We start from the raw sequence: 22,293 nt of genomic DNA on the forward strand, positions 1-22,293 counted from the left end.
GCGCTATTGCCCGTAGTAGGCGTGTTTGCCGTGCTTGCGCAGGAAATGTTTGTCCAATAGCTCCGGCTGCATCGGGGCGATGGCCGGTGCCAGCTGGCGCGTCGCCATCGCCATGATCGCCACCTCTTCCAGCACCACCGCGTTGTGCACCGCATCCGCCGCGTCCTTGCCCCAGGCGAACGGGCCGTGGGAATAAACCAGCACCCCCGGCACCTGCTGCGGATCGCGCCCCGCCTGCTTGAAGGTCTCGATAATCACCTTGCCGGTTTCCCCCTCGTAATCGCCGGCGATCTCCGCCTCGCTCATCGGCCGGGTGCAGGGAATGTCGCCGTAAAAGTAGTCGGCGTGGGTGGTGCCCAGCGCCGGGATCGGCTGCCCGGCCTGCGCCCAGATGGTGGCGTTGCGGCTGTGGGTGTGCACCACGCCGCCGATATCGGCGAAGGCGCGGTACAGCGCCAGGTGGGTGGCGGTGTCGGATGAGGGCTTGCGGTGCCCTTCGCGCACCTTGCCCTCCAGATCCACCACCACCAAATCCTCCAGCGTCATCGCCTCGTAGGCGATGCCCGAAGGCTTGATCACCACCAGCCCGCTCTGGCGGTCGATCGCCGAGACGTTGCCCCAGGTAAAGGTCACCAGCCCGTATGCCGGCAGGCTGAGGTTAGCGGCCAGCACCTGCCGCTTGAGTTCGTTCAGCATGCGATGCCTCCCTCATTCATCTGTTGTTCGATCCAGGCCTTGGCCTGGGCGATGCGTTGCTTGTCCTGCCCGTCTTCACGCGCCCACATCTCCAGCAGGTAGGGGCCGCGATAGCCGAGCGCGTTGAGCACGGAAAAGGCGTGGGCGAAATCCACGCAGCCCTCGCCGAACGGCACGTCGCGGAACTGCCCGGCGCTGCCCGGCCCCACCGCCACGGTGTCTTTGAGGTGCACGGCGGTGATGCTGCCGATGCCCAGCGCCAGCTCGGCGGCGACGTCGTTGCCCCAGGCGCTGAGGTTGCCGAGATCGGGATACACCGTGAACCATGGGCTGTTGACGTGGCGGGCGATGTCGCGCCATTTGCTGATGCTGTTGATGAACGGCGTGTCCATCACCTCCACCGACAGCATCACCTGCGCCCTGGCGGCCTGCGCCGCCGCCCACTGCATGCCCTCGATAAAGCGTTCGCGGCTGTGGCGATCGGCGGGTTCGTAATAGACGTCGTAACCCGCCAGCTGGATGTTGCGGATGCCGAGATCCGTCGCCAGTTCCAGTGCCTTGCTCATCAGTACCCGCGCCCGTTCGCGGGTGGCGGCGTCGGCGCTGCCGAACGGGTCGCGCCGGTGCGCCGACAGGCACAGGCTCGGCACCGTCACCCCGCTGTCGAGCCGCGCCTGGATAAACGCCAGCCGCTGGCGGCGATCCCAGTCCAGCCGCTGCTGGCGCGCCGGCTGCTCGTCGATCGACATCTCCACAAATTCAAAGCCCAGCTCGGCGGCGGTGGCCAGCCGCTGCGGCCAGCTCAGATCGGCGGGCAGCGCCTTTTCATACAGCCCCAGACAGGCGGCGTTAGTCGTTTGCATCAGTCACCTCACTCAAAGCCTGGGCGACCGCCAGATAGCGCGCCTGCTGGGCGCGCAGGCGCCGGTGGGCGGCGGTCGCGGGATAATAACGGCGCAGTTTGGGCGGCGCGGCGGCGATCGCTTCGGCGAACCCGGCGTACTCCCCGGCGCCGACGGCGGCGCACAGGGCGGCGGCGCGGCAGCCGCTCTGGCGCGTTTCCACCACCTCAAGCGGCAGGTTGCCGGCGTCGGCGTACATCTGCATCCAGACCTCGGACTGCGTCGGCCCGCCGGTCATGCGCACCCGTTCGATGCGCGGGTTCAGCTGCACCATGCGCTCCTGATGGATCAGGTGCGAGAACACGATGCCCTGGTAGATCGCCTGCACCACGTCCGCCATCTCGTGGTGGGCGCTCAGACCGATCAGCCCGCCCGGCGTGTTGCCGCCGAGGTTGGAGCCATACAGATAAGGCAGGAACAGCAGCCCGCTCGGCTGCTCGCGACGCTCGGCCACCCAGGCGTTGAACTGGGCGTAGCGCTGCCGGTCGTCGGCGCAGAACTGGCGCAGGAACCAGGCCAGGTTGCCGGCCGAGGTCGGGCTGCCTTCGTGCACGAAATAGCGGCCGTCGATGCAGTAGCGCCCCCAGGCGTAGGGGTAATCGGCGGGAATGATGCGCTCGGTCACGCAGGTGGCGATCGACCAGGTGCCCGCCACCGCGCTGAGCGTGCGATCGTCGGCCACGCCGGAGCTGAGCGCCGCGCCCACCACGTCGAACAGGCCGCCGTACACTGCGGTGCCCGTTCGCAGGCCGCACTGCGCCGCCGCCGCGGCCGTCACCCGCCCGGCCAGCTGCGCCGAGCCGATCGTTGGCGCGATCTTCTCCTGCGCCTCTTCGATGCCGAAGGCCGCCATCAGCGCCGGATCGTAAGCGCCGCTGTGCTGGTTAAACAGGTTGCTGCCGGAGATATTGGTCACTTCGGCCGCCGCCTCGCCGGTGAGGCGAAAGCGCAGGTAGTCGTGCGCCATCAGGATGCGATCGACGGCGGCGTACTGCGCCGGTTGCCGCTGCTTCAACCAGCGCAGCAGCAGCGCCGGGTGGCTGGGCCACAGCGGCTGCAGGCTGCGCGGGTAGGTCTGCGCGTCCACCCCGGCGCGGCGCAGCTCAGCCGCCGTGGCCGCCGCGCGGTTGTCCGAAGAGAGGATGCCGTTGCCGACCGGCTTGCCGTGGCGGTCGATGGCGTACAGCCCTTTGCCGTGCGCCGAGAAGCTGACGCCGCGCACCTGCCCGGCCTCCACCCCCGCCGCGTGCAGCGTCTGGCGGATCGCCGCGCAAACGTCATCCCACAGCGCGTCCATATTGCGTTCGCTGAAGCCCGGCTGGGCGGCAATCGCCGCGCCGTCGCGCTCGGCGATCGCCAGCTCTTCACCGCTTGCCCGGTAGAGCCCGGCCTTGATCACCGTGCCGCCGACGTCTATGCCAAGAAAGACTGCCATCGCGCCTCCTATTTGCGCCGCACGGAGCTGAGGTAGATGGCGGCCAGGATGATGCCGCCCTTCACCACGTTCTGGATATATGGCGACACGTTCATCAGATTGAGGCCGTTGTTGAGCACCCCGAGCATCATCGCCCCCACCAGCGTGCCGACGATGGCGCCGCGCCCGCCGGAGATCGCCGCCCCGCCCAGCACTACGGCAGCGATAGCGTCCAGCTCGAAGCCTTCGCCGGCGTTGGGCTGCCCGCTCATCAGGCGCGAGGTCAGCACCAGTCCGGCCAGCGCGGCGGTCAGGCCGCTGATCACGTACACCAGCATCTTGTAGCGCGGCACGCGGATGCCGCTCAGGCGCGCCGCCTCTTCGTTGCCGCCCATCGCGTAGACGTAGCGGCCGAACGGCAGCTGGTTGAGCATCAGCCAGGCCAGCAGGTACACGCCGATCATGATCAGGATCGGCACCTGGATGCCCAGCACCGTGCCGCGGCCAAAGAAGGAGAAGACGTCGGGCAGGCCGGAGATCGGGTAGCCGCCGGTATAGAGCAGCGCCAGGCCGCGGGCGATGCCCATCGACGCCAGGGTGACGATGATCGGCGGCATGCGCAGGTAGGCGATGCAGGCGCCGTTGGCCAGGCCGAACAGCGCGCCGACCGCCAGCGCCGCCACCATCGCAAGCGGAATGGGCACCGCCGCCAGCATCAGCCCGGCGGCGACCGAACCGGCCAGCGCCATCACCGGCCCCACCGAGAGATCGATGCCGCCGGTCAGGATGGCGCAGGTCATGCCCACCGCGATGATGGCGTTGATAGACACCTGGCGCGCCACGTTGGTCAGGTTGTTGACGCTGAGGAAGCTGTCGTTCAACAGGCTCATCAGCACGAACAGGACAACGAAGCCGATAAACGGCAAGACCGCCGGATGATGCAGCAGTTTTTCCCAGCGCTTGCCGAGGCTGGGGCCGGCGGCGCGGCGCGCCACGGCGGGTTGTTCAATTCCGATCATAAGGCACTCCCGGTCGCGTGAAGCATGATGTGGTTGGATTCGATGTCGTCGCCGGTCAGCTCGGCGACGATGTGGCCGCCGCGAAACACCAGCACGCGGTCGCACACGCCGATGATCTCCGGCAGTTCGGAGGAAATCATGATGATGGAGATGCCCTGCTGGGTCAGTTGCTGCATCAGCTGGTAGATCTCGGCCTTGGCGCCCACGTCGATGCCGCGCGTCGGTTCGTCGAAGATCAGGATGTTGCAGTCGTTGTTGAGCCAGCGGGCGATCACCACCTTCTGCTGGTTGCCGCCGCTCAGGGTGCTGACGGCGGTCTCGGCGTCCGGGGTTTTCACCCCCACGGCACGGATCAGCCGCTGCACCACGTCGCGATCTTTGCGGGCGCTGACGAAGATCTTGCCGCGCCGGTGGTGCCGGTTGAGGGTGATGTTCTGCGCCACCGAAAACGGCAGCACCAGGCCCTCGGTTTTGCGGCTCTCCGGCAGCAGGCCGATACCCTGCGCCAGCGCCTGCGCCGGGGAGCGCAGCGCCGCCGGTTGGCCGCCGAGGCTGACGCGTTTGCGGTGGCAGCGGCCGGCGCCGATCAGCGCCGAGACGGTCTCGGTACGCCCGGAGCCCACCAGCCCGGCGAAGCCGAGGATCTCGCCCTTGTGCAGCCGAAAACGGTCGGTCGCGCCGTGCTTCTCGCGCTGGATCTCCGCTTCCAGCAGCACCGTCGCGGTATCGACCGGATGCTGTTTCACCGGGAAAGCGTTCTCGATTTTGCGCCCGACCATCAGCCGCACCAGCTCTTCCACGTTGGTGTCGCCGGTGGCCAGCGTTTCGATGTAGGCGCCGTCGCGCAGTACGGTGATGCGATCGCAGATGGTGAAGATCTCGTCCAGGTGGTGCGAGATAAACACCATGCCGACGCCCAGCAGCCGCAGATCGTTCATTACGCTGAACAGGTGTTCGGCCTCGCCCGGCGTCAGCGTGGCGGTCGGTTCATCCAGCACCAGCACCCGCGCCTCCAGCGACAGCGCCTTGGCGATCTCAACGAACTGCTGCTGCGCCACGCTCAGTTGCTCCACCGGGCAATCGAGATCGATAGCCACCGTCAGCCGCTTGAAGATCGCCTCGGCCTTGCGCCGCATCGCCCGGCGATCCAGCAGGCCCCAGCGGTTCCTGATCTCCCGGTTGAGGAAGATGTTGTCGATGGCGCTCATGTACGGAATCAACGAGAATTCCTGAAAAATAATGCCGACGCCGGCCTCGATCGCCTGGCGATAGTTGTTAAAGCGGCGCTGCTCGCCGTCGATAAAAATATCGCCCTCGTCCGGCTGATAGATGCCGCACATGATTTTCACCAGCGTCGATTTGCCGGCGCCGTTTTCGCCCAGCAGGGCGTGTACCTCGCCGCGTTGAATGGCCAGATCGATGCCGTCCAGCGCCTTCACGCCGGGAAAGCTTTTCTTGATTCGCTTCAGTTCCAGTAAAGGTGTCACCGCATTGCCCTCCGCGCCGAACGCCCCGCCGCAGCGGGGCGAACCCGGCCGCTGTTACCAGCTAAAGCCGGCCGCATTGCTGCGGTCGATCAGCTTCACTTTGACCGGCACGGTTTTCGGCACCGTGGCGCCCCAGTAGCGGGCCAGCGCAATGCCGAGCGCGATGCGCAGCTGGTCGCGCGGGAACTGCGCCGAAGTGGCGATGAACGGCGAGTTCGGCTTGAGGATCTCTTTGATGGCTTCCGGCTGGCCGTCGACGCTCACCAGCTTGACCTTGGCGCCGTTGCTTTCGATCGCCGCCAGGGCGCCGAGTGCGCCGACGTCGTTGACGCTGAAGATGCCCGCCAGATCCGGCGCCGACTGCAGCATGTTTTCGGTCACGGTCAGCGCGGTGTCACGCTCCTGCTTGCCGTTTTGCTTGGTGACGATCTTGATGTCGGGGTATTTTTTCATCGCCGCTTCAAAGCCGCGCACGCGCTCCAGGATCGGCACCACCGGGATGCCGTCGAGGATCGCCACCTTGCCTTTGCCGCCCAGCGCTTTCGCCAGGTACTCGCCCGCCTGGAAGCCGGCGTCATAGTTTTCCGAGCCGACGAACGAATCCAGCGGCCCTTCCGCCTGCGCGTCGATCGCCACCACCACCGCGCCGGCCTTATGGGCGGAGATCACCGCCGACTGCACCCCCACCGAATCGGTCGGGTTGATCAGCAGGATATCCACCTTCTTCTGCAGCATGTCCTCCACATCGCCGATCTGTTTGGCGACGTCATGGCGCGCATCGGCCACGTACACCTTGGCGCCGATATCCGCCGCCGCCTGATCCAGCGCCTGCTTCATGGTGACGAAGTAGTCGTTGTTCATTTCCTGGAACGACATACCGATCGTGATTTGCTTGGCCAGCGCCACCTGGCTGGCCGCCAACATTCCACCGGCGACGATAAAAGGCAGGGTCTTTTTGAATAATGAAAACATAGCCAATTCTCCTGTAGGGAAGCTTCTTGTTGTGGTTATCAGAGCAACAGCATGTCTTTACGTTTGGCCGACCGGCCGACCCTTCCGTTGCGGAACGGGCCGGCGGTCGTGACTGCAACAGCGGTACGGCGGGAGGGTCAGGGAACCAGGATCACCTTGATGGAGTCGGTCGAGTCCGCCAGGGCGAAGGCTTCGTCCCAGTCGTTCAATGAATAGCTGTGGGTGACCACGCCGTTGGAAGTCACCAGCCCGCGTTCGAACAGATCGATGGCGATTTCGTAGCTGTAGGGCGCCAGGTGCGCGCCGCGAATGTCCAGCTCTTTGCGATCGCCGATGATGGACCAGTCGACGGTGGTTTCCTTGCCGAACACGCTGAACTCCACGAAGCGACCCAGCTTGCGGATCATCTGCAGCCCCTGGGTGACGCCGATCGGCGCGCCGGTGGCCTCGATATACACGTCGCAGCCGTAGCCGCCGGTCAGCGATTTGACGATCTGGTCAGCGTCTTCCTTCAGCGGGTTGATCACCACGTCGGCGCCGAATTCCTTCGCCAGCGCCAGCCGCTCGTCGATGGCGTCGATCACGATCAGTTTCTTTGGCGTTTTCAGGCGCGCCACCTGCACCATGCAGAGCCCGAGCGGCCCGGCGCCGGCCAACACCACCACGTCGTCCAGCTGGATGTCGCCGCGCGCCACGGTGTGGATGGCGCAGGCCATCGGCTCGATCAGTACCGCGTCTTCATGGCTCAGGCTTTCCGGGATCTTGTGCACGATGGCGTTTTCGGAAAAGCGCATGTACTCCGCCATGCCGCCCTCCGCCACGTCTTTTTGGAAGCCGTAAATGTTATGCGTCTCACACATCCAGTAGCTGCCGGATTTGCAGTAACGGCACTCCCAGCACGGCACGATCTGCTCGGCGATCACCCGCTCGCCGAGCCGGTATTTGCCTTCCGCGCCCTCTCCCAGCGCGGCGATGCGGCCGTAGAACTCGTGCCCCGGCACCACCGGCGGTTTGACCCACGGGTTCTCCCCCCAAAACATCTGCGCGCCGTTCTTGCACTTGCAGTCGCCGGCGCAAATGCCGCAGCCTTCCACCTTGATCACCAGCTCGCGCGCCTTCGGCAGCGGCGTAGGCACCTGTTCGAAACGATAATCCTGCGGGCCATGGCAAACGACCGCGCGCATTTTTTCCGGCAACTGGCTCATCTCTTCCTCCAATACATTCGTTAAACGCTTGAATTTTATTAATGTTGACGTTGTCATTTTTATTCAACAAAAAATGAGTGGCGTCACAACATGTTAAATTTCAATAAATTAATCATCACACATCCCGAAAACTCAAAATGACAACGTGAACATTGATCGACATATAACCAAAGCTGCAAAAAGAATTGTTTGAGCAAAATCACAGTTCGTTAACATTGCGGCCAAAAATGCTACAAATGCGGATCGCGATCCCATTTACAAGATCGGCGATCCGGGCAGATCCGCTAAATCAGCAGGCGCACGCGATCGTAGATCTGACGATCTTCCAGCCGCGACGATCGCGCCTGCTGACGCAGGGTGCGCACCAGCGTATCGATAAACGCATGCGCGGCGGCGCTCAGAATGCTGTTGCGCCGGGTGACGATATTCAGCTGCGCCGGTTGGCAGCTCTCCCGCAACGCCAGCGGCTGCACGCGGGAATCGAACTGCGGCAGCGCGACGATCGGCTGCGGGCACCAGGTACACATCCCGGCAGATTCCACCAGCGCCTGCAGCATGCCGAACGAATGCGCCTGGATAATGCGCTGGCGCGGCAGGCGCGCGCCGTGGCGGTGGAACACCTCGTCGAGCAGCGCATCGAAACTTTCCGGGGTATAGCTCATCACCCAATCCTGCTCCAGCAGCTGATGCAGCGAGGTGCTGTGCGCCAGCGGGTGGCCGCGCCGCACCATGTAGGCCGTTTCATACTCCAGCAGCGGCTCGCAGTGAAATTCCTGCGGCGCCGACGATGCCGGAAGCGGCGTAATGGCAAAGTCCATCGTGCCCTCGCGCAGCTGCGACTGAGCGTTGGCCATCAGGCTTTCCGACAGTTCCAGCCGCACCGCCGGCACCTTGCTGCGAAACGCCCTCACCGCAGGCGGCAGCACCGTCAGCATCAGCCAGGGGGTGATCGCCGCCTTGACCAGATCCGCCGTCCGCCCGCGCAGCGCCGCCATTTCACCCTGCGCCTGCTCCAGCTGATTCAACACCAGCCTGGCGTGCGCCAACAGGGTTTTGCCGTAGGGGGTAAAGCCCAGCCCGGTCGGGGTGCGGATCAGCAGCGGCAGCGCCTGCTCCTGCTCCAGTTCGCGCAGCGCGCGGGTCACCGCCGCCTGCGATAGCCCCAGATGCCGCGCCGCCGCGCGAATGCTGCCGCTATCGGCGCTGGCCACCAGCGCCTGCAGTTGGTGCAGTTTCATGTTCGCCTCCTGACAATTATTGGTTGTCAGCATAACCGAACGGTGGCTACCCGCCAAAAACGGAGTTTGCTAGTCTCGATGCCTACCCCTCTGCCCCGTTCCGTGCCCGTTAGCCGGAACCCTTTGCCGGAGATCGTGATGATGCATTCACTGGTACTGCCTGATATCGCCGCCGTTCATGATGAGATGGTCGCTCTTCGCCGCCACCTTCACGCCCATCCGGAATTAGGCTTCCAGGAGTTCGCCACCTCGGATCTGGTGGCGCGGCGGCTGGAGGAATGGGGTTACCGCGTCACGCGCGGCGTAGGACAAACCGGCGTTGTCGCCACACTGCAGCACGGGCCGGGAAAATCACTCGGCATCCGCGCCGACATGGACGCCCTGCCGATTGCCGAAACAACCGGCTTACCGCACGCCAGCACCCATTCCGGGGTGATGCACGCCTGCGGCCACGACGGGCACACCGCCATGCTGTTGGCGGCTGCACGCTATCTGGCGCAGCAGCCGAACTTCAGCGGCACGCTGCACCTGATCTTTCAGCCGGCGGAAGAAGGCGGCGGCGGCGCCAGAGTGATGATTGAAGACGGCCTGTTTGAGCGCTTCCCTTGCGACGCAGTGTTCGCCATGCACAACGTGCCCGGTTTCCCCATCGGCCACCTGGGCTTCGCCAGCGGCCCCTTCATGTGCTCGGCCGATACGGTACACATCACTCTGCACGGCCACGGCGGCCACGGCGCAGTGCCGCAGAGCACCGTTGATCCGGTGGTGGTCTGCGCGGCCATCGTCATGAGCCTGCAAACCGTCGTGGCGCGCAATATCGATCCGCAGGAAACGGCGATCGTCACCGTGGGAGCGATGCAGGCCGGCCAGGCCGCCAACGTGATCCCGGCGACCGCCAGCCTGACGCTCAGCGTGCGTGCGCTGACGGCGGCGGTGCGAGCGCGGCTGGAGCAGCGCATCACCGAGCTGGTCACGGCGCAGGCCGCCAGCTTCGGCGCCCGCGCGGAGATCGACTACCAGCACGGCTACCCGGTGCTGGTGAACCACCCGGCAGAAACCGAGCTGGCGCGCGCCGTAGCCCAGGAATGGGCCGGAGAGAGCCGAGTTATTCCCACGCTGCGGCCGTTTACCGCCAGCGAAGATTTCGCCTTTATGTTGGAGAAGTGCCCAGGCAGCTACATCTCGATCGGCAACGGCCCCGCCACGCCGGGCAATTCTTTGCACAACCCCGGTTATGACTTCAATGACGACAATGTGTCGTTGGGCGCCACCTACTGGGTCAAATTGGTCGAGCGCTTTTTGGCTCGCCCCGCGGTTTAATCACCAACGCTGAGGAAATGACATGAAAACCATCAAAGGGCTGTTGTTGTTGCTGCCGCTGGCCGCGAGTTTTCCCGCGCTGAGCGGTGAATTTAGCGGCAAAGTGATCAAACTGGGCATCGATCCCACCTTTCCGCCGCTGGAGTATAAAAACCCGCAGGGCAAGCTGACCGGCTTCGGCGTCGATATCGCCCAGGCGCTGTGCGACCAGATGCAGGCCAAATGCGTGTGGGTAGAAAGCAGTTGGGACGGCATGATCCCCGGCCTGCAGGCGAAGAAGTTCGACGCCATCGCCTCATCGATGACCATCACGCCGCAGCGCCGGCAGCAGATAGCTTTCTCCAGCAAAGTCTCCAACGCCCCGGCGCGGCTGGTGGCGCATAAGGGCAGCAACCTGCTGCCGACCGCCGCCTCGCTGAAGGGCAAATCGGTCGGCGTGCAGCAAGGCTCCAGCCAGGAAGCCTACGCCAACGCGCTGTGGCGCCCGGCCGGCGTCAACGTGGTCGCCTACCAAAGCCAGCAGGAAGTGAATGAGGATCTGGCCAACGGCCGCCTGGATGCGTCGCTGCTGGCCAGCGTCAGCGCCAGCGAGTTTTTCAAAACGCCCGGCGGTAAAGATTTCGCTTTTATCGGCGCCGAGCTGACCGACAGCAAATACTTCGGCGTCGGCGACGGTATCGGGGTGCGCAAAGACGATACCGCGCTGCTTAACGCCTTCAACGACGCGCTGCAGGCGATCCGCGCCAACGGTACTTACAAGAAAATCAACGACCAGTATTTCGACTTCGACATGTACGGCGCGGAGCAGTAACACGCGTTCCCCGGCGGTCACCTGCAGCTCCTGCAGGATGGGGAGGCGCCTTCGGCCGCCGGGGAACGCCCCAACGAAAACGGCAGTGTCGGCAAAAATGGAGAATCAGACAGGATAGGAATGCGGGCCAGGCATCGCGCCCGGCCCAATAACGCGGGTTACTTCACTTCGCCCATCGCTTTCAGCTTTTTGGACAGCTCGCGGCGCTCTTTGGACAGATCGGCATTTTTGATGATGTAGTCATCAACGCGATCTTCGTAGTCGCTGCGCATGTTGGCGATGATGCCCTGAATGTCTTCAATGCTCATGCCGGGCTTGATGTACTCACTCAGGTTGTCGAGCAGCAGCACGCGCTTCTGGTTATCACGAATTTTCTTTTCGTTGTCGACGATCTCGCGTTGCAGTTTGTTTTTGCGGCGGAACATACGCACAAACTCCAGCACGTCCTGGAAACTCGGCTTATTTGCATTATCCATCTTTATACCCTTGCTTTAGTAATACACAGATTCATTTGCTTACGGCCACATGGCACCAAGATACAGGTTTGTGGCGGTCCGGCACAACAGTGATCGGCTTATCTTACCCACTTTGCCCCGGCGGCCAAAACCCAAAGCGCCGCCTTCATGATCTGACCCCTTATTCGCGCCCGGCGGCGGTGCAAACCTGGAGCAAATCCCCCAGCTCTTCCAACTGCTGCGCCAGCTCCATACTGAGCCAAACGTAGCCGTAAATCGGCGCTTCGCCGTGTTGGCCGACGCTGACTTCCTGCATCAGCCTTTTCAACTCGCCGGCGATTTCCGCCAGCTGCCCCGCCGCCGCCTGGCGCTGCGCCTGCGGCCCTTCGCGCATCAGCACCGCCAGCGACTCCAGCGAGCTCAGCGTCAGCAGCTGGGTGCTGCGCAGCGTTCGGGCGTTCAGCATGATGAAGTGCGTTTCGCGCGAGGCCCAGTAAGCATCCGCCATCAGTTCCAGCGTGCACACCAGATTGCGGCTGAGGGTTTGCACCGCTTCGAACACCGCTTTGGGGATGCGGGTTTCCTTGCTGGCGGGCACGATCAGGCTGCGCAGCTTCACCACCTGATTCAACAGATCCTTGAGCTGCGGCTCCAGCCGCGGCCGCTCGATAACGTTCGGCGAAAAATACGCGCCGTAGAGACGGGCGGCGGTTTGCAGGCAGTCCGCCATTTGCATGCGCCACAGAATGTAGGCGCGCTGCGGGTAGATGCTGGTGAACAGCAGCGCCAACAGCGAGCCGAAGATCACGTCGCCGCTGCGCCACAGCGCGGTGTGCATGTCGCCGGCGCCCGCGCCGCACACCACCGCCAGCGTGATCCCCACCAGCAGCGCCATATACGGCCGTTTGCCGAGCGTCAGGTAACCGCAGACGAACATCACCACGCCGCACCAGACCAGCATCAGCGGCAGCGAATAGAGTTCCAGATACAGGGCGATCAGGCCGGAAGCCGCGCCGAACACAGTGCCGGCAATGCGTTGCAGCGCCCGCTGCAGCACGTTGCCCCAAAACGAGATCGGCCCCATCACCACCACTAGGGTGATCAGCGGCCAGGTGCCTTCGGGCACCGCCAGCAGGCGGATCAGCAGAAAGGTCAGGATAAACGCCAGCCCGATGCGCACGCCGTGTACGATGCGGTAGTGGCGATAGGTCAGCAGTTCAAGGGAAGAGATTTTTCGATCGAGGCGCACAGTGCCTCCGATAAAGACCAGCCAGGCCGCTATTTTAGCGGAGGAAGCCCGGCGAGGAAAAGGCGAATGAGGCGTCCCCCATTCACCTTCAGGCTCAGGCGACGTACTTGTCGACCAGCGCGCGCAGAACGGCGGCGGTTTCAACATCCATCACGCCGTCATACTTCTGCTGACGGAAGTGCAGCTGGAACGCGCGCACCAACTGGCGATAGCCATCTGCGGTGTTCGCCGCCGAGGTGTCGTAGCCGTATTGGGCGAACAGTTTCAGCAGATCGGCCTGCGCCGGCAGGCCCTGGCTGCAGTATTCCTGCTGGCGCTGCTGCTTGGTCGCTTCGTCATACCAGGCGCCGACGCCGGCCTGATACAGCTGCTGCCACGGGAACTGCGGGCCCGGATCGCTCTTGCGGCCCGGCGCGATGTCCGAGTGCGCCACCACGTTCACCGGCGAGATGTCCGGATAACGCTGCAGGATGTTCTGCGCCAGCTGGGTGACGGCCTCGATCTGCTGCGGATTGAACGGCGGGAAGGTGATGTTTCCACCGTCGCCGCTCGCCAGGTTGACGATCTCGATGCCGATCGAGGTGTCGTTGATATTGCTGCGGGTGCCCCATTGGCTGCTGCCGGCATGCCAGGCGCGCTCATTCTCGTCCACCAGGTTGAAGATGCGCACGCCGCTGAAGCCGGCCGCCTGATAGGTCGCCTCGGTCGGATCCGGCACCAGATAGTGCGCGCTGACCGATTTTCCGGTCAACGACTTCACCGAGTCGGCGAAGTTTTGCGCCGTGTAGTGCAGCACCAGAAAGCGCACGCGGTGGCCGAAGCTGGCGACCGATCGGTAGCTATTGTAATCAATCTTGTACATCGTAAAGTCCCTCTCTCGTTTGATTTCACTGAGCGGCCCCTCATCATGACAGACCGCCCCGCACGGGTGAACCCTTGGCTCACCTTTTTTGTTTTAGCTAATTGCTAAATCATGCGCAAGTCTTTTTTAGCAAAATCGTTATTTACCTTTTTGCTAAAGAGTGCGATCATTGCACGATGGAAACTAAAGAAATCAGGCGCAACAATCTGCGCGAATTGATGGCCCGCTACGCCCGGCAAGGCGTCAACCAGAATGAATTCGCAACGCTGGTTGAGTCTTCCGCGCCGACGCTGAGCCAAATCATCGGGGAGAAATCCTCCCGCAATCTTGGCGACAATCTGGCCAGGCGGATCGAGGCCAAGCTGAACTTGCCCAAGGGCTGGTTCGACGTGTTTCATGAAAAGCAGCTGGTGCGCCCGTTTGACAACGTGGCGGCGGAGTCGGACTTCCAACCCGCCCGCTTGAAACCGGTGGTATGGGAAGATACCGAACAAGACAAGGAAGAGTTTGTGGAGATCCCGCTGCTGGATATCGATTTTTCCGCCGGCGACGGCTGCTACGAAATCGTCGATCGCGAGGAGTTTTCGCTGATCTTTCGCCGTTACTATCTGCACAAGATGGGGGTGGCGGTCAACGCCGCGCGCATTATCCGCATCTCCGGCTCCAGCATGGAGCCGCGCCTGCAGGACGGCGACGTGGTCGGCATCAACACCGACGACACGCGCATCCGCGAGGGCAAGACCTACGCCATCCGCCACGGCAATTTGCTGCGGGTGAAGGTGCTTATCGAGCAGCCGGACGGCGGCGTCATCATCCGCTCCCTCAACCGGGAAGAGTACCAGGACGAGCATCTCAGCTATCAGCAGCGCAAAGAGCAACTGGTGGTGCTCGGCCGCGTCTTCTGGTCATCTTCGTCCTGGTAACGGACCACAGCGTCGGGCGCCCAGGGCGCCCGGCGGTTATTTGAAGTCCACCACCATCTGCTGCTGAATGGACAGCCCGCGGGTCGACTGCACGCAGCCGGCGATGTAGTCGGTGAAGCGCGGCGGTTTCGGCATGCCCAGCTTGAGAATTTTCTCGTTGCTGAAACGCACGTTGAGCATGGCGAACGATCCGTACAGGCGCATCGCTTTGAGCATCAGCCGCTCGTTGCACGGGCCGAAAATGTCTTTCAGCTGACGGCGCATTTTCACCAGCGCGTCATACGTCACCTGCGCATACTCATCGCCCACCGGCGCCTTTTCCAGCGCCGCCGCCATGGCGCGGTCGATTTCGGCAAAGCTGACGCTGCTCTCCTCACCGGCGGAGATATGATAAACGTCGTTCTCAAGCGTTTCGCTGTTCATCAGCATCACCAACGCATCCGCACAGTAGTCCGCCGGGATCACATCGATATTGTCCTGCAGCGAACACATGAACTTGCGCAGCATCAGCGCCATGCCGAACACCCAGAAAATGCTGCTGGAAGGCTGGCAGCCCAGGCGAGTGTGGCCAACGACGATCGACGGACGGGCGATGGTCAGCGGCATGTGCGGGCAGCGCTGGCGCATCAGCTGTTCGATGGTGGATTTGGAACGCGTATATTCCACCAGGTGCTCGGCGTCTTCCTCAAACTCGCCGCTCTCCGACACCAGCGAACCCGGCTCCGGCGAACAGGACATGGCGGTACCGACGTGCAGGAAGCGTTTTAATCCCGGCACCTGCGCCATTCTTTCGGCAAAGGCCAGTGTGCCTTCTACGTTTACCTTCCAAATGAGCGGGTTATTACCGAAAGAAGCAACGGCCGCGCAGTTAATAACGTGCGTGACTTTGTTAATGCGTGCGTCAGTTAAAAAGTCGGCCGGCTCGGAAAGGTCGCCCAACAATATATTTTCTATCGTAATTTTAGACAGCAGATTCGCGTCGATATTAAATTTTTCCATATTCGCGCGAATACGGGCCAGCCCTTGCTGCGCATCGTCGGCGCGCACCAGTAAAAGATAATTAATAGACTGATTTTCAATCAATAATTTCTCAAGAACCGCACCACCGAGAAAGCCGGTAGCGCCGGTCAACAGCAGCGTTTTCATAATTGTCACCCACATTGGCATTGAATGTGGAAGATTGTATCTGCGGATAATTAAACAATTATTAAATAGAATTACGGCGCCCTTAAACACTTTTCTTAATATTATCTTAAGGAATCTTTTGAAACATCCATCATGGGTTTAGTAACAAAAGAGTCGGGACAAGATTACGATTAATCCCTGCTGTTTAAATACCATTGATGTAACCCCTGATTTAATTTAACGGTCAATGTTATTTCTCTTTTCGTCCGTGGAGGACTTATGACCTATAACCAAAAAATCTGGTTGGGGGTTTTGCTGCTATGCACCCTGTTTTGGGTGGCGGTGATCGGCGGCGCCTGTTCGCTTTATCAACGCGTGGATCGCTTCCAGGCACATCACGCAGAGAGCGAGTTCGCCGCCCGCCACAGCCAGGCGCCTTGCGCGCAACCCGGCGCTCAGGCGTCGACTGCCCCCCGGAATGGGTAGGGACAATATCCGCTAACGATCCTATCATGCCCTAAGGTTAACAGGGAGATAACGATGGCTCGAAAGCTGGATAGCTTACCGCAGGCGCAACGCGAGAAAATAGAAACCGATTTGCTGGCCATCAGCGTGATCTACAACGAACGCTACGGCATCGCCTCCACTCAGGCGGAAACAGAACAACAGGTCCCCGACCACCTGCTCCCCTACTTTCATCAACGGCTGAATTATTATCGCCGTGCGTAATTGCGCGCATTTCGCTAACCGCCGCTTGGCATCGCTCCCCACGCCGTTACAATAGAGGCATATTGTATCCGCCACTGAAGAGACGCGATTTTGAGCAGCAAGGCAACGTCCACATTTTATATTCACGATTACGAGACCTTCGGCAAGAGCCCGTCGCTGGACCGCCCGGCGCAGTTCGCCGGCGTGCGCACCGATATGGATTTCAACATTATCGAAGAGCCGCTGGTCATCTACTGCGCCCCGGCCGACGATTACCTGCCGGAACCGGAGGCGGTGATGATCACCGGCATCACGCCGCAGGTGGCGCGCGCCAAAGGCGTTAACGAAGCCGAGTTCACCCGCCAAATCCATCAGGCCTTCAGCGTGGCCGGCACCTGCATTCTCGGTTACAACAACATCCGCTTCGATGACGAAGTGAGCCGCAATATCTTCTATCGCAACTTCTACGATCCCTACGCGTACAGCTGGCAAAACGGCAACTCGCGCTGGGATCTGCTGGATGTGATGCGCGCCTGCTACGCTCTGCGCCCGGACGGCATCGTGTGGCCGGAAAACGAAGACGGTTTCCCCAGCTTCCGCCTGGAACACCTGACGCGCGCCAACGGCGTCGAGCACACGCAGGCTCACGACGCGATGTCGGACGTTTACGCCACCATCGCCATGGCCAAGCTGGTCAAGCAGGCGCAGCCGCGGCTGTTCGATTTCCTGTTGCAGCACCGCAATAAACACAAGCTGAACGCCCTGATCGACGTCGCCGACATGACGCCGCTGGTGCACGTCTCCGGCATGTTCGGCGCGGCGCGCGGCAATACCAGCTGGGTATCGCCGCTGGCCTGGCACCCGGACAACAAGAACGCGGTGATCATGTGCGATCTGGCCGGCGACATGACGCCGCTGTTGACGCTGAGCGCCGAGCAGCTGCGTGAGCGGCTGTACACCCGCCGCGACGATCTGGCGCCGGATCAGGCGCCGGTGCCGATCAAGCTGGTGCACATCAACAAATGCCCGGTGCTGGCGCCGGCCAAAACCCTGCTGCCGGAGAACGCCGAGCGGCTGGGCATCGATCGTCAGGCGTGCCTGCAAAATCTGCAGCTGCTGAAACAGCATCCGGAAGTGCGCGAGAAAGTGGTCGCGCTGTTCGCCGAAGCCGAGCCGTTCAAAGGTTCCGAGGACGTCGACGCCCGCTTGTACGACGGTTTCTTCAGCGACGCCGACAAGGCGGCGATGAGGATTATCCAGCAGACCAAGCCGCAGAACCTGCCGGTGCTGGATCTGGCCTTCAGCGACGGCCGCATGAAAGAGCTGCTGTTCCGCTTCCGCGCGCGCAACTACCCGAATACGCTGGACGACGCCGAGCAGCGCCGCTGGCTGCAACATCGTCAGGAAGCCTTGAGCGCGGAGCGCGTGCAGAGCTATCTGCTGCAGCTCGAATCGCTGTATAACCTGCACGAAGGCGACAAAGAGAAAACCGCCCTGCTGAAAGCGCTGTTCGATTACGGCAAAGAGTTGGTGGGATAAAATCCGCCGCAGCAGAAAAGGAAAAGGCCGCGAAAGCGGCCTTTTTTGTGGCTGAGGAGACGGCTCGCGTTTAGGCGGCGTCTTCGCTCGCTTGCGGCACCGGCAGACGGAAGCTGCGGGTGACGAAGGCCAGGTAGATCAGGCCGATGGCCGCCCAAACCAGGCCCAGCGTCATCGAGCTGGCTTCCAGGTTGATCCACAGCGCGCCGACGGTCAGTGCGCCCATCACCGGCAGGATCAGGTAGTTGAACGTGTCCTTCACGGTGCGGTTCATCTTATCGCGAATATAGAACTGCGAGATCACCGACAGGTTAACGAAGGTGAAGGCCACCAGCGCACCGAAGTTGATCAGCGCGGTCGCGGTCACCAGGTCAAACGACACCGCGGACAACGCGATGGCGCCTACCAGCAGCACGTTCAGCGCCGGGGTACGCCACTTCGGATGCACATAGCCGAAGAAGCGAGTCGGGAACACGCCGTCGCGGCCCATCACGTACATCAGACGCGAAACGCCCGCGTGCGCCGCCATGCCCGACGCCAATACCGTCACGCAGGAGAACACCAGGATCACCGACTGGAAGAACTTGCCCGCCACGTACAGCATGATTTCAGGCTGCGACGCGTCCGGATCCTTGAAGCGCGAGATGTCCGGGAAGTACAGCTGCACGAAGTAAGACACCACGATAAAGATGATGCCGCCGATCAGTGCCGTCAGGAAGATGGCTTTCGGGATCACTTTTTCCGCGTCTTTGGTCTCTTCGGACAGCGAGCTGATGCCGTCGAAGCCCAGGAACGAGAAGCACAGGATGGTCGCGCCGGTAATCATCGGCACCACGTGAGCGTTATCGGACCAGAACGGGCGGCTGCTGACCAACGTACCGGCGCCTTCGCCGTGGTAAATGCCGTTGATCACCAGGCCGAGGAACACGATCATGATCGCCACCTGCACCACCACGATGATGGAGTTCAGGTTAGCCACCAGCTTGATGCCGCGCAGGTTGAAAATCGTCATCAAGCCGACCAGCACCGCCACGAAGATCCAGGACGGTACGCCCGGGAAAATCGCTTCCAGGTAAATCTTGGCCAGCAAAATGTTGATCATCGGCATGAACAGGTAGTCCAGCAGCGATGACCAGCCCACCATAAAGCCGACGTGCGGGCTGATGGCTTTCTGGGCGTAGGTGTAGGCGGAACCGGCGGAAGGGAACTTCTTCACCAGCTTGCCGTAGCTCAGGGCGGTAAACAGGATCGCCAGCAGAGCGAAGGCGTACGCGGTCGCGACGTGACCATCGGTCAGGCCGGATACGATGCCGAAGGTATCGAAAATGGTCATTGGCTGCAGGTAAGCCAAGCCCATCATCACTACCGGAACTAAAGTCAGGGTTTTACGCAGCTGAGTGCGCTGAGCCGGAGCGGCGTTGAGGGTGTTATCGGACATTGTTCAGCCCCCCCTTACCTTGAGCCTTGCGGATGGCGGACACGCCAAGACTTAAGGTTGCGGGGAAACTTCGCAACGAGCGACTTAATTCTAAAAGAAGGGGGTTGTAAGCTGGATAACGGGTCGAGGTAACCTCGGCTGCTCCATAGTCGCTGCGGCCACAGCGGAAACCGGCGGGCACCGGCGCTAAAGTGAAAAATTGCCCCATCTTTCTAATCCTCATGAGTCACGACCATAAAGTTTTGTTTGATCGTGCACGAAACTATTTATCTATCCGGATCGGTGTCCGGCCTCGCTTGGTGTATGAAACGCTACGTTGGTAAAACATAATGCAAAAAAAATAACCGACGCTTTCAAAACGTCGGCTATCTGCATTTGAGATATTTTGCACCAGAATGCCTCCGAATGACAAGATCCGGAAACCCTCAAATACAAATTCTTTTTGTCGATCGCACGGAAAACCAGCCCGGCAGGCGAATTAATCCGCTGCCGGCAGGCCAGTCGCCCGCACATACCTCTTACTTTATACGCCTATTCAGGCATTTTTCAACATCCAGTCGATCTCTGTTTCCGTCACTCGCCGTTCAAACTGCAGCAGTTCGTCGGTCTTGCAGGCGTGATAAACGCGGGTGAAACGCTCGCCGAGATAGTGCGTCAGCGCGTGCTGATGTTCAAACTCGTACAGCGCGTCGCTCTGGCGGATCGGCAGCGGCAGCCCCTCTTGCTCCAGCCCGTTGCCGGTCACCGGCTCAGGCAGCGGCAGTAGGTTGTCCAGCCCGTACAGCATGCCGGCCAGGATCGCCGCCATCACCAGATACGGATTGGCGTCGGCGCCGGCCACGCGATACTCCACCCGATGGTTCTCCGGTTCGCCGCAGGGAATGCGCAGCGCCACGGTGCGGTTATTGTGGCCCCAGGCGGCCTGGATCGGCACATACATCCCCGGCTGGAAACGCCGGTAGGCGTTGACGTTCGGCGCCAACAGCGCCATCGACGCCGGCATCAGGGTGATCATCCCGGCCAGCGCCTGTTTCAAGAGCGGCGAATCCTCGCCTTCGCCGTCGGCGAACAGGTTGTTGCCCGCGCCATCCTGCATGCTGACGTGCACGTGCATGCCGCTGCCGGCGTACTCCTCATAGGGCTTGGCCATAAAGGTGGCGTGCATGCCGTGGTTCTCGGCCACCAGCCGCACCAGCCGCTTCAGCGCCAGCGCGTGGTCGCAGGCCTGCAAGATATCGTCGGTATGGCGCAGGTTGACCTCGAACTGCCCTGGCGAGGCCTCCGCCACCGCGCCGTCCGCCGGCAGCCCCTGCAGCTTCGCCAGCGCGTCGATATCGTTCAGCACCTCGGCGAAATGGTTCAGGTTATCGACGGAGTACACCTGGCTTTGGGTGTTGCGCTCCTGCGTGCCGGGCGCACACGGCGGTTGCAAATCGCCTTCCGCGTCGCGCTGCCGATCGATGAGATAAAACTCCAGCTCTACCGCTGCCACCGGGAACAAGCCGCGCTGTCGCAGCGCCTGCCACACGCGGTTCAGCACATTGCGGGGTTCAACGTCAAAGGGAGTGCCATCTTCATCCAGCATGGTGAACAGCACCTGGCCGATGTGCTGCGGATCGGCCGCCGACGGCGTCAGCGAACCGGGCACCGGCAGGCATACGCGATCCGGTTCGCCGAGTTCCTGCCCAAGGCCCGCCTCCTCCACCACGTTGCCGAGGATGTCCATAGCGAACACCGACGCGGGGAAGTAGCTGCCTTTTTCCAGTTTTTTCAACCCTGAGACGGGTATGCGTTTGCCGCGGAAGGAACCATTGAGATCGGTGAGAAGGATATCGATATACTGCGTGGCGGGATGGCGTTCCAAATAATGAGCGACCTCATTTTGGAACGCGCTACTTCGCCTCTCTTCATGATGCTGTGCAAAATGTTCAACTGCTGCGCTATTGGTTTGCATACGTCACCCGCCATTATGCTCTTAAGGCGCGTTGGCGCCCGTCCGCCGTTCGATTCAACACATGATTGGATTTCTCGCCAGGTCGCGCCGCTGCGGGCGCTCAAAATAACATCCACAACATGAAACATAGTATTAACAGAATGGGTTTGCAAATGTTACAATCCTGTTTGATTATTCGCCACCGGCTGCTAAATTGATAAAATATTGACCGAAAAGGCCTTGATGCCATTTTCACGTCAACTATTTTGTCCGCCGCGCCGACGGTGAGCATGGGCAATATATTTTCCAAACCTACCCTAACTACCGATATCATGCAGCATCGTTATCGACCAGGCAGGCGCCCGATACCGATCGTCATTTCAGCCTGTCGCCCTTACCAGAAGGAAGTACCGCTATGAGCGAAGCCAGCTTGGCACCGGGCAAACGCCTGTCGCAGATCCGCCAGCAATTGGGTTTGTCGCAGCGCCGGGTCGCCGAACTGTCCGGGTTAACCCACAGTGCGATCAGCACCATCGAACAGGACAAAGTCAGCCCGGCCATCAGCACGCTGCAAAAGTTGCTTAAGGTGTATGGCCTGTCGCTGTCGGAATTCTTTGCCGAACCGGAGGCCGTCGACGAACCGCGCGTGGTGATCGACGCCGAGGATCTGATTGAGATCGGCAGCCAGGGGGTGTCGATGAAGCTGGTGCACAACGGCAGCCCGACGCGCAACCTGGCGATGATGCTGGAAACCTACCAGCCCGGCACCACCACCGGCGAAAAGATCAAGCATCAGGGCGAAGAGATAGGCACCCTGCTGGAGGGCGAGATCGTGCTGACCATCAACGGCCAGAGTTACTGCCTGACCGCCGGTCAGAGCTACGCCATCAACACCGGCATCCCGCACAGCTTCAGCAATACCTCGGCGCGCATCTGCCGCATCGTCAGCGCACACACCCCCACCACCTTCTGACCGCTTATCGCTCCGGCGCAGCCT

21 protein-coding genes are annotated in these 22,293 nt (G+C 61.6%); 7 read left to right on the plus strand and 14 right to left on the minus strand.

Annotated elements, in window-relative coordinates; translation table 11 throughout:
* Nucleotides 1-3: 3 nt before the first annotated feature.
* The 8 genes from araD to ACSBQV_RS12015 form a co-directional block, all read right to left on the minus strand.
* Nucleotides 4-696, minus strand: a complete 693-nt coding sequence (gene araD / locus ACSBQV_RS11980) for an L-ribulose-5-phosphate 4-epimerase (protein ID WP_060388044.1) — start codon at nt 694-696, stop codon at nt 4-6.
* Nucleotides 690-1,559 carry an L-ribulose-5-phosphate 3-epimerase gene (locus ACSBQV_RS11985; protein ID WP_099784130.1) on the minus strand — a complete coding sequence of 290 codons (870 nt, stop codon included), beginning with the start codon at nt 1,557-1,559 and terminating at the stop codon, nt 690-692. Before ACSBQV_RS11985 ends, araD begins: the two co-directional genes overlap by 7 nt.
* On the minus strand, nt 1,546-3,033 hold the full coding sequence (locus ACSBQV_RS11990) for an FGGY-family carbohydrate kinase (RefSeq protein ID WP_099784132.1): 1,488 nt from the start codon (nt 3,031-3,033) through the stop codon (nt 1,546-1,548). Before ACSBQV_RS11990 ends, ACSBQV_RS11985 begins: the two co-directional genes overlap by 14 nt.
* A gap of 8 nt (nt 3,034-3,041) precedes the next feature.
* Nucleotides 3,042-4,031 carry an ABC transporter permease gene (locus ACSBQV_RS11995; RefSeq protein WP_099784134.1) on the minus strand — a complete coding sequence of 330 codons (990 nt, stop codon included), beginning with the start codon at nt 4,029-4,031 and terminating at the stop codon, nt 3,042-3,044.
* Nucleotides 4,028-5,518, minus strand: a complete 1,491-nt coding sequence (locus ACSBQV_RS12000) for a sugar ABC transporter ATP-binding protein (protein ID WP_099784136.1) — start codon at nt 5,516-5,518, stop codon at nt 4,028-4,030. The genes ACSBQV_RS11995 and ACSBQV_RS12000 overlap by 4 nt, the downstream gene beginning before the upstream one ends.
* A 54-nt stretch (nt 5,519-5,572) precedes the next feature.
* Nucleotides 5,573-6,490 (minus strand): ABC transporter substrate-binding protein, encoded by a 918-nt coding sequence (locus ACSBQV_RS12005; protein ID WP_016927010.1) that lies wholly within the window; start codon nt 6,488-6,490, stop codon nt 5,573-5,575.
* 137 nt (nt 6,491-6,627) lie between these two features.
* A complete protein-coding gene (locus ACSBQV_RS12010) occupies nt 6,628-7,695 on the minus strand; it encodes a zinc-binding dehydrogenase (RefSeq protein WP_033643780.1) in 1,068 nt (355 codons plus the stop codon).
* A 284-nt stretch (nt 7,696-7,979) separates the two neighbouring features.
* The gene (locus tag ACSBQV_RS12015) at nt 7,980-8,933 is read right to left on the minus strand and encodes a LysR family transcriptional regulator (protein ID WP_099817819.1); all 954 of its coding nucleotides are present in this window, start codon (nt 8,931-8,933) and stop codon (nt 7,980-7,982) included.
* A 138-nt stretch (nt 8,934-9,071) separates the two neighbouring features.
* On the opposite strand from ACSBQV_RS12015, the gene ACSBQV_RS12020 reads away from it, so the two are divergent.
* Together ACSBQV_RS12020 and ACSBQV_RS12025 are read left to right on the plus strand one after the other, a co-directional pair.
* The gene (locus ACSBQV_RS12020) at nt 9,072-10,253 is read left to right on the plus strand and encodes a M20 aminoacylase family protein (RefSeq protein WP_099784140.1); all 1,182 of its coding nucleotides are present in this window, start codon (nt 9,072-9,074) and stop codon (nt 10,251-10,253) included.
* A gap of 22 nt (nt 10,254-10,275) precedes the next feature.
* Complete coding sequence (locus ACSBQV_RS12025) at nt 10,276-11,064, plus strand: ABC transporter substrate-binding protein (protein ID WP_099784142.1); 789 nt, start codon at nt 10,276-10,278, stop codon at nt 11,062-11,064.
* Between the two features lie 158 nt (nt 11,065-11,222).
* Here ACSBQV_RS12025 and tmaR read toward each other — a convergent pair whose 3' ends face one another.
* From tmaR to ACSBQV_RS12040, 3 genes are all read right to left on the minus strand, one after another.
* On the minus strand, nt 11,223-11,540 hold the full coding sequence (gene tmaR, locus ACSBQV_RS12030; RefSeq protein ID WP_004935612.1) for a PTS system regulator TmaR: 318 nt from the start codon (nt 11,538-11,540) through the stop codon (nt 11,223-11,225).
* A gap of 160 nt (nt 11,541-11,700) precedes the next feature.
* Nucleotides 11,701-12,768, minus strand: coding sequence for an FUSC family protein (locus tag ACSBQV_RS12035; protein WP_099784144.1), 1,068 nt, complete (start codon nt 12,766-12,768; stop codon nt 11,701-11,703).
* A gap of 94 nt (nt 12,769-12,862) precedes the next feature.
* The gene (locus ACSBQV_RS12040; protein WP_099784146.1) at nt 12,863-13,630 is read right to left on the minus strand and encodes an N-acetylmuramoyl-L-alanine amidase; all 768 of its coding nucleotides are present in this window, start codon (nt 13,628-13,630) and stop codon (nt 12,863-12,865) included.
* 176 nt (nt 13,631-13,806) lie between these two features.
* Between ACSBQV_RS12040 and ACSBQV_RS12045 the strand changes: the two genes are divergently transcribed.
* A complete protein-coding gene (locus ACSBQV_RS12045; protein WP_033643785.1) occupies nt 13,807-14,553 on the plus strand; it encodes a S24 family peptidase in 747 nt (248 codons plus the stop codon).
* A gap of 36 nt (nt 14,554-14,589) precedes the next feature.
* Here the strand turns inward: ACSBQV_RS12045 and ACSBQV_RS12050 are convergent, their stop codons facing one another.
* Nucleotides 14,590-15,699 (minus strand): SDR family oxidoreductase, encoded by a 1,110-nt coding sequence (locus ACSBQV_RS12050; protein WP_033644325.1) that lies wholly within the window; start codon nt 15,697-15,699, stop codon nt 14,590-14,592.
* Nucleotides 15,700-15,957: 258 nt separating this feature from the next.
* Here ACSBQV_RS12050 and ACSBQV_RS12055 point away from each other — a divergent pair, with 258 nt between their 5' ends.
* From ACSBQV_RS12055 to sbcB, 3 genes are all read left to right on the plus strand, one after another.
* On the plus strand, nt 15,958-16,164 hold the full coding sequence (locus ACSBQV_RS12055; RefSeq protein WP_046896373.1) for a hypothetical protein: 207 nt from the start codon (nt 15,958-15,960) through the stop codon (nt 16,162-16,164).
* A gap of 54 nt (nt 16,165-16,218) precedes the next feature.
* A complete protein-coding gene (locus ACSBQV_RS12060; RefSeq protein ID WP_033643787.1) occupies nt 16,219-16,407 on the plus strand; it encodes a DNA polymerase III subunit theta in 189 nt (62 codons plus the stop codon).
* Nucleotides 16,408-16,497: 90 nt separating this feature from the next.
* On the plus strand, nt 16,498-17,925 hold the full coding sequence (gene sbcB / locus ACSBQV_RS12065) for an exodeoxyribonuclease I (RefSeq protein ID WP_099784148.1): 1,428 nt from the start codon (nt 16,498-16,500) through the stop codon (nt 17,923-17,925).
* Between the two features lie 70 nt (nt 17,926-17,995).
* On the opposite strand, the gene ACSBQV_RS12070 is transcribed toward sbcB, so the two are convergent.
* Together ACSBQV_RS12070 and ACSBQV_RS12075 are read right to left on the minus strand one after the other, a co-directional pair.
* On the minus strand, nt 17,996-19,363 hold the full coding sequence (locus tag ACSBQV_RS12070) for an APC family permease (RefSeq protein ID WP_099784150.1): 1,368 nt from the start codon (nt 19,361-19,363) through the stop codon (nt 17,996-17,998).
* Between the two features lie 535 nt (nt 19,364-19,898).
* Entirely contained in the window at nt 19,899-21,317 is a 1,419-nt protein-coding gene (locus ACSBQV_RS12075) for a glutamine synthetase family protein (RefSeq protein ID WP_099789583.1), read from the minus strand.
* A gap of 394 nt (nt 21,318-21,711) precedes the next feature.
* Here ACSBQV_RS12075 and puuR point away from each other — a divergent pair, with 394 nt between their 5' ends.
* Nucleotides 21,712-22,269: an HTH-type transcriptional regulator PuuR gene (puuR, locus tag ACSBQV_RS12080; RefSeq protein ID WP_016927000.1), complete on the plus strand. Its 558-nt coding sequence runs from the start codon at nt 21,712-21,714 to the stop codon at nt 22,267-22,269.
* Nucleotides 22,270-22,293 lie beyond the last annotated feature (24 nt).

The sequence above is a fragment of the Serratia sp. B501 genome, from assembly GCF_051172315.1.
GTDB lineage: Bacteria > Pseudomonadota > Gammaproteobacteria > Enterobacterales > Enterobacteriaceae > Serratia > Serratia ureilytica.

Excerpts from the sequence above, each read along its gene's own strand:
- ACSBQV_RS12020 (WP_099784140.1), top strand. The coding sequence starts at position 9,072 with ATGATGCATTCACTGGTACTGCCTGATATCGCCGCCGTTCATGATGAG.
- ACSBQV_RS12040 (WP_099784146.1), bottom strand. The coding sequence starts at position 13,630 with ATGTACAAGATTGATTACAATAGCTACCGATCGGTCGCCAGCTTCGGC.
- ACSBQV_RS12070 (WP_099784150.1), bottom strand. The coding sequence starts at position 19,363 with ATGTCCGATAACACCCTCAACGCCGCTCCGGCTCAGCGCACTCAGCTG.
- ACSBQV_RS11995 (WP_099784134.1), bottom strand. The coding sequence starts at position 4,031 with ATGATCGGAATTGAACAACCCGCCGTGGCGCGCCGCGCCGCCGGCCCC.
- ACSBQV_RS12075 (WP_099789583.1), bottom strand. The coding sequence starts at position 21,317 with ATGCAAACCAATAGCGCAGCAGTTGAACATTTTGCACAGCATCATGAA.
- ACSBQV_RS12045 (WP_033643785.1), top strand. The coding sequence starts at position 13,807 with ATGGAAACTAAAGAAATCAGGCGCAACAATCTGCGCGAATTGATGGCC.
- ACSBQV_RS12005 (WP_016927010.1), bottom strand. The coding sequence starts at position 6,490 with ATGTTTTCATTATTCAAAAAGACCCTGCCTTTTATCGTCGCCGGTGGA.
- puuR (WP_016927000.1), top strand. The coding sequence starts at position 21,712 with ATGAGCGAAGCCAGCTTGGCACCGGGCAAACGCCTGTCGCAGATCCGC.
- ACSBQV_RS12055 (WP_046896373.1), top strand. The coding sequence starts at position 15,958 with ATGACCTATAACCAAAAAATCTGGTTGGGGGTTTTGCTGCTATGCACC.
- ACSBQV_RS12015 (WP_099817819.1), bottom strand. The coding sequence starts at position 8,933 with ATGAAACTGCACCAACTGCAGGCGCTGGTGGCCAGCGCCGATAGCGGC.
- araD (WP_060388044.1), bottom strand. The coding sequence starts at position 696 with ATGCTGAACGAACTCAAGCGGCAGGTGCTGGCCGCTAACCTCAGCCTG.
- tmaR (WP_004935612.1), bottom strand. The coding sequence starts at position 11,540 with ATGGATAATGCAAATAAGCCGAGTTTCCAGGACGTGCTGGAGTTTGTG.
- ACSBQV_RS11985 (WP_099784130.1), bottom strand. The coding sequence starts at position 1,559 with ATGCAAACGACTAACGCCGCCTGTCTGGGGCTGTATGAAAAGGCGCTG.
- ACSBQV_RS12060 (WP_033643787.1), top strand. The coding sequence starts at position 16,219 with ATGGCTCGAAAGCTGGATAGCTTACCGCAGGCGCAACGCGAGAAAATA.
- ACSBQV_RS11990 (WP_099784132.1), bottom strand. The coding sequence starts at position 3,033 with ATGGCAGTCTTTCTTGGCATAGACGTCGGCGGCACGGTGATCAAGGCC.
- ACSBQV_RS12025 (WP_099784142.1), top strand. The coding sequence starts at position 10,276 with ATGAAAACCATCAAAGGGCTGTTGTTGTTGCTGCCGCTGGCCGCGAGT.
- ACSBQV_RS12050 (WP_033644325.1), bottom strand. The coding sequence starts at position 15,699 with ATGAAAACGCTGCTGTTGACCGGCGCTACCGGCTTTCTCGGTGGTGCG.
- ACSBQV_RS12010 (WP_033643780.1), bottom strand. The coding sequence starts at position 7,695 with ATGAGCCAGTTGCCGGAAAAAATGCGCGCGGTCGTTTGCCATGGCCCG.